The sequence below is a fragment of the Methyloversatilis discipulorum genome, assembly GCF_018780585.1.
GTDB classification, from domain to species: domain Bacteria; phylum Pseudomonadota; class Gammaproteobacteria; order Burkholderiales; family Rhodocyclaceae; genus Methyloversatilis; species Methyloversatilis discipulorum_B.
Genome location: NZ_JADMJL010000016.1, coordinates 81,471 through 93,266 on the forward strand (window position 1 = coordinate 81,471; position 11,796 = coordinate 93,266).

14 protein-coding genes are annotated in these 11,796 nt (G+C 67.9%); 1 reads left to right on the top strand and 13 read right to left on the bottom strand.

Translation table 11 applies throughout. The features are described 5' to 3' along the window. Nucleotides 1-43 precede the first annotated feature (43 nt). From IV112_RS06410 to IV112_RS06420, 3 genes are all read right to left on the bottom strand, one after another. Nucleotides 44-451 (bottom strand): DUF3597 domain-containing protein, encoded by a 408-nt coding sequence (locus IV112_RS06410; protein ID WP_304001983.1) that lies wholly within the window; start codon nt 449-451, stop codon nt 44-46. 186 nt (nt 452-637) lie between these two features. After that, a complete protein-coding gene (locus IV112_RS06415; RefSeq protein WP_304001986.1) occupies nt 638-1,045 on the bottom strand; it encodes a VOC family protein in 408 nt (135 codons plus the stop codon). Between the two features lie 107 nt (nt 1,046-1,152). Beyond that, a complete protein-coding gene (locus IV112_RS06420) occupies nt 1,153-1,392 on the bottom strand; it encodes a YdeI/OmpD-associated family protein (RefSeq protein WP_304001988.1) in 240 nt (79 codons plus the stop codon). A gap of 239 nt (nt 1,393-1,631) precedes the next feature. Between IV112_RS06420 and IV112_RS06425 the strand changes: the two genes are divergently transcribed. Further along, the gene (locus IV112_RS06425; RefSeq protein ID WP_304001990.1) at nt 1,632-2,081 is read left to right on the top strand and encodes a hypothetical protein; all 450 of its coding nucleotides are present in this window, start codon (nt 1,632-1,634) and stop codon (nt 2,079-2,081) included. A 153-nt stretch (nt 2,082-2,234) separates the two neighbouring features. On the opposite strand, the gene IV112_RS06430 is transcribed toward IV112_RS06425, so the two are convergent. The 10 genes from IV112_RS06430 to IV112_RS06475 form a co-directional block, all read right to left on the bottom strand. Further along, entirely contained in the window at nt 2,235-3,038 is an 804-nt protein-coding gene (locus tag IV112_RS06430) for an alpha/beta fold hydrolase (RefSeq protein ID WP_304001992.1), read from the bottom strand. Nucleotides 3,039-3,069: 31 nt separating this feature from the next. Beyond that, nucleotides 3,070-3,705 carry an FMN-dependent NADH-azoreductase gene (locus IV112_RS06435; protein WP_304001995.1) on the bottom strand — a complete coding sequence of 212 codons (636 nt, stop codon included), beginning with the start codon at nt 3,703-3,705 and terminating at the stop codon, nt 3,070-3,072. A 25-nt stretch (nt 3,706-3,730) separates the two neighbouring features. After that, nucleotides 3,731-4,216, bottom strand: coding sequence for a DUF2127 domain-containing protein (locus IV112_RS06440; RefSeq protein WP_304001997.1), 486 nt, complete (start codon nt 4,214-4,216; stop codon nt 3,731-3,733). Between the two features lie 10 nt (nt 4,217-4,226). Next, entirely contained in the window at nt 4,227-4,433 is a 207-nt protein-coding gene (locus IV112_RS06445) for a hypothetical protein (protein WP_304001999.1), read from the bottom strand. Between the two features lie 8 nt (nt 4,434-4,441). Then, complete coding sequence (locus IV112_RS06450; RefSeq protein WP_304002001.1) at nt 4,442-5,191, bottom strand: hypothetical protein; 750 nt, start codon at nt 5,189-5,191, stop codon at nt 4,442-4,444. Nucleotides 5,192-5,300: 109 nt separating this feature from the next. After that, nucleotides 5,301-5,453 (bottom strand): hypothetical protein, encoded by a 153-nt coding sequence (locus IV112_RS06455; RefSeq protein ID WP_304002005.1) that lies wholly within the window; start codon nt 5,451-5,453, stop codon nt 5,301-5,303. A gap of 460 nt (nt 5,454-5,913) precedes the next feature. Further along, complete coding sequence (locus IV112_RS06460) at nt 5,914-6,477, bottom strand: hypothetical protein (protein WP_304002008.1); 564 nt, start codon at nt 6,475-6,477, stop codon at nt 5,914-5,916. Nucleotides 6,478-6,842: 365 nt separating this feature from the next. Further along, nucleotides 6,843-10,169 carry a DEAD/DEAH box helicase gene (locus IV112_RS06465; RefSeq protein WP_304002011.1) on the bottom strand — a complete coding sequence of 1,109 codons (3,327 nt, stop codon included), beginning with the start codon at nt 10,167-10,169 and terminating at the stop codon, nt 6,843-6,845. Nucleotides 10,170-10,248: 79 nt separating this feature from the next. Beyond that, on the bottom strand, nt 10,249-11,013 hold the full coding sequence (locus IV112_RS06470) for a DUF3379 family protein (RefSeq protein WP_304002013.1): 765 nt from the start codon (nt 11,011-11,013) through the stop codon (nt 10,249-10,251). Then, on the bottom strand, nt 11,010-11,519 hold the full coding sequence (locus IV112_RS06475) for a sigma-70 family RNA polymerase sigma factor (RefSeq protein ID WP_019917232.1): 510 nt from the start codon (nt 11,517-11,519) through the stop codon (nt 11,010-11,012). Before IV112_RS06475 ends, IV112_RS06470 begins: the two co-directional genes overlap by 4 nt. Between the last annotated feature and the right edge of the window lie 277 nt (nt 11,520-11,796).

Sequence of the window (11,796 nt, forward strand, 5' to 3'; positions counted from 1 at the left end):
GCGATCGAAGCGTCGGGCCGATGAGCTTCAATGTCAGCAGACCCTAGAGCAATTCCTTCGGGATGTTGCCGCCGTTCTCGGCGAGCTTCTGCAGCACGGTCTTGTGCAGCCACATATTCATCTGCGCCGAGTCGCCCATCTTGTCCTGCGGGCAGCCCAGTTCGGTCGCCAGCGTCTTGCGTGCGGCCAGGCTGCTGTCCAGGTCGAGCAGCTTCATCAGATCGACGATGGACACCTTCCAGTTCAGTTTCTGCGAGTTGGCCGCAGCCAGTCCTTCGAGCTTGGACACCACATCGACCGCCGAAATGGCGACCGGTGCAGGGGTGACCGGTGCGGCGGGTGCGCTGGCAGGTGTCGGCGCCGGTGCGGGCGCAGAGGGCGCGGCGGCAGCGGGTGCTGCCTCCTTCTTGCCGAAACCGAGCTTTTCCAGAATGGTGTTGAACAGGCCCATGACGGATTCCTCTCTATGCAGGTGAGTGAAGCCCCCGGAGGTGCGCGTGAAGCCGGGCGGAGCGCCCGGTGTCGGGCGTGGGGGCGGGCGATGCATCCGGCGTGAGGCCGGGTCAGGCGGGTTCATGCTAACAGCCTTGCGCGTCGACCGTCACCCTGCAGCGCGGCCCGTCGTGCAGGCCTGCCTTCAGTCGCTGGGCATCGCGCTCATGTCCATGTACGACAGTTCCCAGATGTGGCCGTCCGGGTCTTCGAAGCCGTGGCCGTACATGAAGCCGAGATCCTGCGGCGCACGTCGCACCGCGCCGCCCGCGGCTTTCGCCTTTGCCACCAGTTCATCGACCGCCGCCCGGCTATCGCGCGACAGGCAGACCAGTACCTCGGTGCTCCTGTGTGCGTCGGCGATCGGCTTGTCGGTGAAGCCGGCGAAGAAGGGCTCGGTCAGCAGCATGACGTAGATGGTGTCCGACACCACCATGCAGGCGGCCTTGTCGTCCGAGAACTGCGGATTGAAGTTGAAGCCGAGCGCGGCGAAGAAAGCCTTCGAGCGTTCGAGATCCTTGACCGGCAGATTGACGTAGATGTGCTGGGGCATGTGCTTCTCCTCGATTGGGCGGCGGGGCATCCGCCGCATTGCAGGGTCGACGAAGCAGGCGCGCGCGAATCGACAGGCCGGCCTCTCGGTCCTTCATCTCCGGATGGTCAGGGCTTCGTTGTGCGCGGTGCCCACGCCATATTCATGTACAGCGTGTCGCCTTCCAGCTCGTCCAGCATCTGTGCCAGGCGCTTGCGCTTCGTCGCGTCGAGCCGGGCGCGGGCGATCCAGCCGAGATAGTCGTTCTGCTGGTAGGGCGGTCGCGCCCTGTAGGCGGCCCACAGTCCGCGCGCATCGAGCGCTGCGCGGACGAAATCGGGCATCGGGTTGGGCGGGCGCTTCAGCATGCATCCTCCTTCGCCGGGCAGGGTTGATCGGATGAGTGCCGACGGCGCTGCACTGCTTCGCCGCGAGGGCATACTCCCCAGCGAGTGCCGTGTGGTGCAGCGATTGTTCCGCAGGCGGCGCATGAACGCTGCATGCGCAGGCGTGCGGCCATCGATAGGAAGCCATGCAGTTGCCGTCGGACCGGTGAGCAGACCTCGCGCCGGATCAGCCGACGGTGGCTGCCGCAAGGGAGCGAACCGTGGAGTCACAGGACGACGTACTGGTCGCCAATCGGGTGATGCTGGTGCATTTCGACAGCTACAGCACCGCGCTCGTGTTCGCGAAATGGAACGATACGCTGCTGCTGCCGGCACCGCTTCCGCCGTCGGCCGAAATGATGTCCGCGCCCGCCGCCGACGCGGCGGACGACGGCGAGGCAGTGAAAGCAGCGGCCATCGCACGGCTGGGCCTGAACCCGGCCGAAGTGGTGCGGGCCGGCGATTTCAATCACTGGGTGTCGACTGCAGACGGCCCGGTCAGGGTGCATCTGCTGCGCTTCACCACCTTCGAGGCGCCCAAGGCCGCACTCGAACCGCACGGCGGCGTGTTCCGGCCGATCAGCGCGCTGCGCGGCGGCACGCCGGTGGAACTGCTGCTGGCGCGCGAGGTGTTCAATCTGATCGTCGGCGCGGGCGGCGGCAGAGCCTGAACTGGGGTGCGAGTTGCGACACGCGACCAACGTCGCCATCGGCTGCACGTGCGTGTTGGCGCTTTCGGTCGCGCTCGATCACTCGTCGGCGGGTTCTTGTAGGAGCGGTCTTCTGACCGCGACCCGGCAGAGAAACCGCGCCGGCCTCAACTATCAGGGCGCCATCGCCGCAACGAAGCGCACGATTTCCTTATTGACGATGTCCGGATGCGTCACCGGCGCCATGTGCCCCAGCCCGGCGAATTCGACCACCTTCACCTTCGGCAGCCGCGGGATCAGCGCTCGTGCCACCGCGTGCACCGACTCGGGCGACGACGCGCCGAGCATGTAGAGCACGGGCATATCCAGCGCGGCGAACGCATCAAGCGGCGTCGGCTCGGTGGTCAGCGCGTGCGCCCAGCGCCGCACATTGCGCATCGATTCCGCGACCGGCTGTTGGCGCTGCTCGGGCATCGCCGCAAGGCTGCCGTCGCCCATCCAGTAGTCGATAAAATGGCGGGCCGCCTCGTGCAGGTCGCCGGCTTCCAGCGCAGCCACCGATGCCGCTACTGCAGCGTGTATGCCCTCGGTGCCGTTCGGCTGCGGTTGCTGCGCGTCGACCACCGCGAACAGTGTGGGCTCGTAGATCGCCAGCGCGCGCACGCGCTCCGGCCAGGTCAGGGCGGCGATCAGCGCCACCGCGGCGCCGTAGGAGTGGCCGACCAGCACGAAGGATTCGCCCGCCTGATCGAACACCGGCGCGAGGAAATCGACTTCGTCGCGCAGCGCGATCCGGCTGTCCGAAGGCCAGTCCGGACTGCGGCCGGCGCCATACAGGTCCGGCGCGAGCACCCGGTGACGGGCGGACAGCGCGTCGCCCAGGTCGCGCCACTGCGACGACGTGCTCGCGTTCGCATGCAGGCAGATCACCGCCGGACCGGTGCCGGTCGTGCGGACATGCGGGGTGGCCGTGGTCATCGCGCGCTCCGCCGGGGGATCGCAGCCGTGGCTAGAAGGTCGCCGCCATCGCCCGGGCCCGTGCTGCTGCCTCGGCGCGCGAACCGGCGTCGACCTCCGGGCCGTACAGCGTCTTCTGCACGACGATGTGGCCGACCTCGGTGATGCCGACCATGCGCAGCCACAGGTCGAGATACTGGCGCTGCAGATCCCACTCCGACGACTTCAACGCATCCGGCGCATCACCCACCTCCACGCCGCGCGCCAGCACCAGCATCGCCTTGCAGTGGCCGAGCGTACCGAGCTGGCCGCGTTCGTCGAAGGTGAACAGCAGGTCTTTCTGCGACACCACGTCGATCAGGTGCTTCAGCTTGTACGGAATGGAGTAGTTCCACATCGGTGCGCTGATGACCAGCCGGTCCGCCTTCTGGAAGCGCGCCGCCAGCGCCCGGATCTGCGCCCAGGCCGTTGCCTGTTCGTCGGTCAGCGGCGTACCGGTGAGGCCGGCGTACTTCGCATCCAGCGCCGCGCCGTCGAATTCGGGCATAGCCTCGGACCACACGTCCAGCACATCCACCGTGCCGTCGGGGTGCGCCGCCTGCCAGGCGTCGATGAAGGCGCGCGCGACCTCAATGGAGGCCGAGCGCTGTTTGCGGGGGGAGGATTCGATGTGGAGGAGGTGGGGCATGCGGGGCTCCGGAGACGGATCGGGTTCAGCCGGCATTCTCAGCCGCGTGACGCCGGCGGCGCAACAGCGCCGCCACCATGATCGCCACGACCACAAGGTTGAGCGCCAGCGCGCCGACACCGAGCACATTCACGCCGTGCCACAGGCCGACGATCTCGAACGGTACGTAGATCGCCCCGCTGACGGCGGCCAGCACTTCGGCCCACGCCGCGTGGCGATAGAGACCCCAGGCCTCAGCGAAGCGCAGGGCGGCATAGCCCGCCGCACCGACCGCAAGCAGCGTGAGGTTCGTGTTGTCGAGATGGGTGGCCGCGTCGACGAAGATGTGCGGATAGGTGGAGGCCGGATTCAGGTGCAGATGCGCCAGAAGACGGAGGGCGGCGTCGTGCAGGCTCGCGTGGACCCACAGCAGCAGGCCCGACGCGCCGATCAGCGCCAGTACGCCCTTCAGGGCCTCGAAGGTGGCGACGACCGCGAGCGCCCGCCGGTCTCGCGAGGAGGGTGGGTGCATCGAGCCCGACTTACCCGGGCTGATGGCTGACGATACGGAACGTGATGCCATCGCGGTTACGGAAAGGCGCGCCGTCGTGGTGAGCGGGTTTCTCCGGGCGCAGGCCAGGCGGGACGTCGCCGCGGCTGCCCTGGCGCAGCGCATCGGTGACCGGTCGGTGGAAGATCATCGCGCGCTCGAAGTCGGACGTGCCGACCATGACATGGGAAAGCATCACGTCGCGCCTCAGCCGCCGCTGATCACCGCGTCCGGGATCCGGTAGTGCTCGTAGTCATTCACGTCGATCAGCCATGCATCGCCCTCCCTGCCGGTCTGCACGCGGGGGGCATCGCCGTCGGCGCTCACCGTGCCACCGACGAAGCGGAGCACGCGCCGGAAGCCGCCGGGCGGTGTCACGTGCACTTCGGCGTTGCCGGGCGCGCCGCGGATCACGCCGAAGTCGCACCGGGCGGACGCAGCGGGCGCCGCACCCATCGAACAGGGGACCTGACCGGTGGCATGGTAGGGCGTGCCGGCGACCCGGGCATCGCTCGCCGGCGCACGGCCCAGCGAGGGTGCGCTCTGTCCGCTGCCGGTGATGCTGACGGTCAGCGCGTAGCGCGCCGTCTCGTTGCGGCGCGCGGCACTGCGCATCAGATAGACCCGCACCGTGTACTCGCCATCGGACGCCAGCTGCCCGGTCCATTCCGTGCCCTGGGTGGAGCCGATGAAGATCGCCTCGTCGCGCGAACCGGGTGGCAGCACATTGAAGTAGTTCGCCGTGTGGCCGGTCTCGAGCCTGACGCTCAGCGTCCGTCCGGCGCGGGCCCGCAGGCGGTAGTCGACGATGCGGTCACCCTTGAGCGTTCCGGTCAGCGTGGCCGACGAAGCACCCTTCGCGAAACGCACCGGAATGGATTCGATGGTGTCCGCAGCCCAGACGCTGGCCGGGAGCAGGGCGCAGGCCATCACGAAGCGGACGAACAGACTCCACATCGCAAATTTCCTCCTCACTGCTGGAAATCGGACTGACCGGAACGGACACGAGGCGCTGACGGACGGACCGCCGCGACACCGATGAGCGCGCCGCAGCCGGTACGACGGGTCAGCAGTTGCCCTTCTTCGCCTGACCCGGCGGACAGAAGCCGCCGCCCGAGCCGCTGCGACCCGGATCGACGATGACGGCACCCGACGGCGTGTAGACCGCGCAGCCGACGAGGGACGACGTGAGCGCAAACAGGACGATCAGTGACTTCATGTGTTCAGTCTTTCGGGGTGTCGATGCGCGCCAGTGTAGCCGCGACGGGCGGTGCGCAGACGTCGGGTAGGACGCGCCTGACACGGTGCCGTTCCAGGGCCGCCATCACTCCGGTTCGGTTTGTGAGAGGGTGACTGATAGCAGGCTAGCCGCCGCTTCGATCACCGGAAAGCGGCCGCGCATGAGCGCGTGAGCGCGGCCAGGATTCAGGGCGAGAAGGGAAACACGGGGCAACAAGAGATTGAGACGCCTGGAACGCGCATCTCGCGGAACGAAAGCGTGGTCCGTCCCCATATCTACAAATTGCGTAGAGCCATACGAAGTGCCGTCTGTCCCCTTCCATTTCAGTCAATAGGGGAACCCGAGTACGGCTGCTCCAGGAAGCGCTGGCCACCCTCCGTTCTAGATGAAGCGGCATACCGCTTCGTCCAGAACAGGCAGGCCACTTGCCGGATTGGGGCTAGATCCGGCGCTGGCGTGAAGCGAGACGCGCGGCGATGACCAACAGGCCCGCAGTTCCGAGTACGAATGGCGCGGGCTCCGGAACCGGCGCTGCCGCGATCAGGTAGCCCGCCGTCAGCCTGCGGGATTTGCCCGGAGCAATGTCTTCACTCGCTGCTGTCCAGCATGACTCGTTCATGCAGAAGCTCTCGGCGCTGGCTGGAAACCACTGTGTGGCGATGGTCCCTGGGGACGCGTTGAAGTGAACGTAGATATCCATTCGGAACCAGCCTGCGTCCGTGAAATCCGGCCCGGTGCTGTCGCTGAAAGCCAAGGTTCCCTGGGGCGCATGCATGCCCCAGGTGCCTGCAGTGGACACATAGTGACGCCCTGCCTGTGTCGGGCCATCGGTCGTACGGATGTCGATGTCGTGAAAGGTTTCCGTGTCGCTGTCGTATGTGAACGACCCGTAGGCGGTAGCCGCGTCACTGAACTGGAAATCCACGAGTTCCCACCTGACCGGTGCTGCGCTCGCGCTGGATGAGGCCAGGAACAGGAGAGCGGCATAGAGGGCCTTTTTCATTCTCAATCCTTTCTGGGGCGTGACAGGAGGATGCTTGCGCCCGAACATCAAGGTGCGATGGAACGGATCAGGACTTCCGGATTCCTGCATCCGCACAAAGATCGTTCGGCAGGTATGCCGTATGAATCACGCCGCATAATCGGCTATCGACAGGGCTGCCGCAATCAGCCAATTGCCCTAGCTACCATGCTAAAGGCATCGATGCAGGTGTGGTCCAGCGCGGATACCCGTGCGACCTCCATGTCTGCCTGGAAGCCCGGCCCGCGCTTCCTGTGCTTCATGGGATGGGCGCCTCCTCCTGTCCCCATCAGTCGTACTCTGTATGCATGGACCGGGCGGTCGCGGAGTTGAACGTCCGGAGGCGCTCAGTCCGCCAGCGGCTCCAGCAGCGCCGCCAGATCGTTCTCGCCGAATTTCTCCAGCGCCGCTTCGTCGTTGCCGAGGATGCCTTCGGCCAGGGCGGCCTTCTTCTCTTGCAGAGCGACGATGCGTTCTTCGATGCTGCCGGCGACGATGAGCTTGTAGACGAACACCGGCTTGTCCTGGCCGATGCGGTGGGCGCGGTCGCTGGCCTGGTTTTCGGCGGCGGGGTTCCACCAGGGGTCGTAGTGGATCACCGTGTCGGCGGCGGTGAGGTTGAGGCCGACGCCGCCGGCTTTCAGGCTGATCAGGAAAACCGGCACCGTGCCCTCCTGGAAGCGGCGCACCACCGCCTCGCGGTTCTGCGTGTCGCCGGTCAGCATGACGCAGCCGATGCCGGCCTCGACCAGCTGTTCGTGAATCAGGTCGAGCATGCCGGTGAATTGCGAGAACACCAGCACCTTGCGGCCTTCGGCCAGCAGGTTCTCCAGCATGTCCATCAGCAGGTCGAGCTTGGCCCGTTCCTTCACGCGGGCGGCGCTGTCGGTCTTCAGCAGGCGCGGGTCGCAGCACACCTGGCGCAGCTTGAGCAGCGCGTCGAGGATGACGATGCGTGCGCGGGCGAAACCGCGGGTGGCGATTTCGTCGCGCACGCGCTTGTCCATCGCGGCGCGCACGGTTTCGTACAGGTCGCGCTGGCGGCCGGTCAGTTCGACCGTGCGCAGCACCTCGGTTTTCGGCGGCAGGTCCGCGGCGACGTCGTCCTTGCGCCGGCGCAGGATGAAGGGGGCGACGCGACGCGCCAGCAGCTCGCGCCGTATGGGGTCGCCGTGCTTTTCGATCGGCGTACGCCAGGTGCGCGTGAAGTCCTTCTGTTCGCCGAGAAAGCCCGGCAGCAGGAAATCGAACTGCGCCCACAGCTCGCCGAGGTGGTTTTCCAGCGGCGTGCCGGTCAGGCACAGCCGGTGCCGGGCGCGCAGCAGGCGCACCGCACGGGCGGCCTGGCTGCCCGCGTTCTTCACCGTCTGCGCTTCGTCGAGGATGAGCAGGTGGTAGTCGTGCGCGGCCAGCTTTTCGTGGTCGCGCCACAGCAGCGGGTAGGTGGTGAGGCAGACGTCGTGCTCGGGCACCTGGGCGAAGCGCTCGCCGCGGTCCGGGCCGTGCAGCTTGAGCACGCGCAGTTCGGGCGCGAAGCGCGCGGCTTCGCGCTGCCAGTTGAACACCAGCGAGGTCGGCAGCACGACAAGCGCTGGGCGGTCGAGCCGGCCGGCGCGTTTCTCGGTCAGCAGGTGGGCCAGCGTCTGCGCGGTCTTGCCCAGGCCCATGTCGTCGGCGAGGATACCGCCGAGGTCGTGCGCGCGCAGGTGCTGCAGCCAGGCCAAGCCCTCGCGCTGGTAGGGGCGCAGTTCGATGCCGAAGCCTTCCGGCGCGTCGACCGGCGCTACGCCGTGCATGCCGCGCAGGCGTTCGACCCACTGTTCGAGCGGCTTGAAGCCTTCGCGCGTCCACTTCGCATCGAGCGCTTCGGCCAGCCGCGGCGCGTCCATGCGCGACACCTGCAGCGCGCCGCCGGCCGGGCTGTCGAACAGGTCCACCAGCGTGCGCGCCAGCGGCTTGATGCGGCCGGCTGGCACGATGATGCGTTCGCCTTCGGCGGTGAACAGATCGGTCGTGTCCTCGTCGCGCATGCGGTCGAGCGCGATCGGGTCCAGCCAGCGGCCGTCGCGCTTGAACAGCGCGTGCAGCAGCGGCGCAAGGTCGAGCCGGCGGCCACCGACGTCGATGCCGAGCGACAGTTCGAGCCAGCCGTTCTCGTTCTCGTCCAGTTCGGCGTGCCACTCATCGACCACCAGCACGCGGTGGCGGAAGTCGGGCGGGCACTCGATCTGCCAGCCGGCGCGGGTGAGGCGGCCGGCGGCGTCGCCGAAGAAGCGCGCCCAGGCCTCTTCGCTCTCCAGGCCGAGCGCGCCGACCGGCAGCGATTCGTACATCTGCAGCCAGCGCGCCTGCACCGGCGCGAAGCCGACTTCGCCGAGCAAGGCCAGCGCCGCCTGTTCGGCCGCGCTGTCGCGCTTCACGCGCACCGCGCGGCCGTTGGGCAGCGTCGCCAGGTCGGAGCTGTCGGTAGCGGCGAACTTCGCCTGGCCGTAGCTGAGCGCGACCGTGGCGATGTCGTACAGCGCGTGGCCGAGCGCCTTGTCGTAGCGGCGGTGCGGCTTCACGTGCCATACCGGCAGGCTGGCGAACTTCAGTACCGGGCGCAGCGCCTCTTCGATCAGCGGCAGGCTGGCGGCGTCGCGGCCCAGCGGCGACGGCAGCGCGGGCGCGGCCTGGGCCAGCGCCTCGGCCACCAGCGGCAGTTCGGCGGTGGTGAGCAGCGGAAGTTCGAGTACCGCCTGCACTGCTTCGCGCGCCGGGTGGGTGATTTCGCCGGCCCGTCCGCGGGCGACGTCGAGATACCAGGGCGGGTCGGTCGGCAGCGTCCAGTCGGCCGGCGGCGTGCAGGCGAGCAGGGCGCGCACGCCGAGCTTTTCGGTCTGCCATTCGAGCTGACCGGCGCGCGCTTCGCCCGGCTTCAGCGGACGCGCGTCGTCGCTGCCCTCGTCGGCGCGCACGAAGCAGCGGCCGGTGTCGAGTGCGGCGCGCAGCACGGCGAGGCCGTCGGCGCCGCGCAGTTCGAACGGCACGAACACGCTGGTCGCGCGTTTACGGATGGCGTCGCGCAGCGTGCGGAACACCGGCAGATCGTTGTCCTGCACGAAGGCGGGCGGCTTTAGCAGCGCCTGCTCGAAGTTGAACCAGGGCTGGCTGTCGCCGCCCGGTGTGCTGTCGCGGCCGGCGCGGTCGGTGAGTTTGGCCTTGAGCAGGCGCAGGTCGGCCGGCTGGCTGCCGCGCGGCGTGATCAGATAGGCGATCGATTCCTTGGGTGTGGCGCGCTTGCGCGACGCGCCTGTCGGTTCTTCGCTCAGGCGCTTCTGCAGCGTCTGCGCCCAGCGCAGCACCTCCGCGCGCGGGCGCTCGATCAGTTCGCCCTGCTTCTTCGCCGCCAGCAGCAGGCCGACCGCGTGCTTGCAGCGGTTGCCGACCGGGCAGGAACAGCGGGTGGCGATTTCCAGCGTCCGCTCGCCGAAGTATTCGCGCCGCTCCAGCCGCACCGTCACCTGGTAGGGCTGCGGCCGGGTGCCACGCACCAGCGCGCGCAACGTCGGCCCCTGCACGTCGATGTCGCCGACCCGTGTCACATACTGGCTGCCGCGCACGATGGTGTCTTCGGAGAACATTTCTCCGAGCATCCGGTTGTCGAGCTGGGACAGCAGGCGGGTCAGTTCCATCGCGGGCGAGGCACGGCAGCCAAAAAAATGGACGCAGGATTGTAAACCCTGCGCCCCGTCGTGCCATGAAACTGCGGTGTCAGCTGCGCGGCCGGATGCCCCGGTCGTGCGCGGTCAGTGCCGCCGTCGGTGTCCAGCTGACGTGCTGGTGCAGCAGGCCGGCGGCGCCGCGCGCCCGATCGGGGTCGCGCGCCACCACGGCCACTACGCCCTGACCCCCGGCTTCGACATGCACCCCCATGCCGCGGTATTGCGTGGTCAGCGTGCGCACGCGACTGTCCTTCTGCGGCATCAGCAGCACGGTGGCCGGACCGTCCGGCGTGTCGAACACGATGTGCCAGCCGGTGCCACCGGGAACCGGGCAGAGCTTCACGTAGCGCACGGCGGCGAGCGGCACCTTCACCTCGGCGCCGAAGCTTTCCAGTACCTGGGCGACGCGCTGCGGTTCGATCAGGCGGGTGCTCATCAGCGCCTCCGGCTCGTGCATCACGTGCTCGACCGCCAGCGCGACATGTTCTCGATCAGGCGCGGCGTGCCAGTACTGCACGCCCAGTCCGAGGCTGAACACGACGCTGGCGGCCAGTGCCCACAGCTTGAACGGAGAACGGGTGCGCGCCCGACTGCCGACCAGGATGCGCTCGGCCAGACCGTCCGGCACGTCGAGCGCCACCGTCTGCTGCAGCATGCGTTCGCCGGCGTTCACGCGGCGCGAGAAGGTCTGGCAGGCCGGGCAGGCGATCAGGTGTTCCTCGGCCGCCTCGGTCAGGCGGCGCGGGTCGGCCAGCTTTTCGCGGCGGAAGTCGATGCAGTTGAAAGTCATGTTCTTGTCGTCGAAGCTGCTCACGATTCGGCCCTCCGCGCCGGCTGGCCGGTCAGTGCGCTGCGCAGCGCCTGACGGGCGCGGGTCAGACGGGTCATCACCGCACCTTCGGTGGTGTCCAGCATGTCGGCGATTTCGGCGCACGAAAAGCCGCCCAGCGCCTGCAGCACCAGCGGTTCGCGCAGCGTCAGCGGCAGGCTGCCGAGCAGGTTTTCCATTTCAAAAAGCTCTATCGGTTCGTGGTCGGCGGCGATCTGCAGGTCTTCCAGTTCGACGTCGACGTAGTCGAACTGCTTGCGCTCATACAGCCGCGCGTGTTCGCGGCGCACGATGGTGATGAGCCAGCTCTTGGTGGCGGCGGAATCCTTGATGTCGTCCCACGATTTCCACGCGCGGGCGAAGGTTTCCTGCACCAGGTCCTCGGCGACGAACTTGTCGCGGCACAGCCACCAGGCGAAGCGGTACAGATCCGGGCTGAAGGCCCGCACCGCCTGTTCGAAGCTCTTGCGTTTACTGAATCCGAGTATCACGACATCGTCCGTGTGTGCGCTGACAACCCTGAAGACCGGGAGGCATGGAGCAACCTTACATCGCTTCCACAGGAATCGCGCGCGTCCGATGGCGGGGGCCGGGGGTGCGTGGGAGGGGGCTTCTGACCCCGACAGCGGCGGTGGGCAGCGCGCGGCGCCGGCTTGCGGCCCCGTCGGCAGCAATGCCTAACTCTCACGGGGGCCTTTGCTCGGGCCTGCGCCGAAAACAGTGGGACCGAGCTTGCTGTGGGAGCGAGCTTGCTCGCGATTGCGGCCT

Bases quoted from the DNA above. Each gene is read 5' to 3' on its own strand.
- IV112_RS06410 (WP_304001983.1), bottom strand. From the start codon at position 451: ATGGGCCTGTTCAACACCATTCTGGAAAAGCTCGGTTTCGGCAAGAAG.
- IV112_RS06415 (WP_304001986.1), bottom strand. From the start codon at position 1,045: ATGCCCCAGCACATCTACGTCAATCTGCCGGTCAAGGATCTCGAACGC.
- IV112_RS06420 (WP_304001988.1), bottom strand. From the start codon at position 1,392: ATGCTGAAGCGCCCGCCCAACCCGATGCCCGATTTCGTCCGCGCAGCG.
- IV112_RS06430 (WP_304001992.1), bottom strand. From the start codon at position 3,038: ATGACCACGGCCACCCCGCATGTCCGCACGACCGGCACCGGTCCGGCG.
- IV112_RS06435 (WP_304001995.1), bottom strand. From the start codon at position 3,705: ATGCCCCACCTCCTCCACATCGAATCCTCCCCCCGCAAACAGCGCTCG.
- IV112_RS06440 (WP_304001997.1), bottom strand. From the start codon at position 4,216: ATGCACCCACCCTCCTCGCGAGACCGGCGGGCGCTCGCGGTCGTCGCC.
- IV112_RS06450 (WP_304002001.1), bottom strand. From the start codon at position 5,191: ATGTGGAGTCTGTTCGTCCGCTTCGTGATGGCCTGCGCCCTGCTCCCG.
- IV112_RS06455 (WP_304002005.1), bottom strand. From the start codon at position 5,453: ATGAAGTCACTGATCGTCCTGTTTGCGCTCACGTCGTCCCTCGTCGGC.
- IV112_RS06460 (WP_304002008.1), bottom strand. From the start codon at position 6,477: ATGAAAAAGGCCCTCTATGCCGCTCTCCTGTTCCTGGCCTCATCCAGC.
- IV112_RS06465 (WP_304002011.1), bottom strand. From the start codon at position 10,169: ATGGAACTGACCCGCCTGCTGTCCCAGCTCGACAACCGGATGCTCGGA.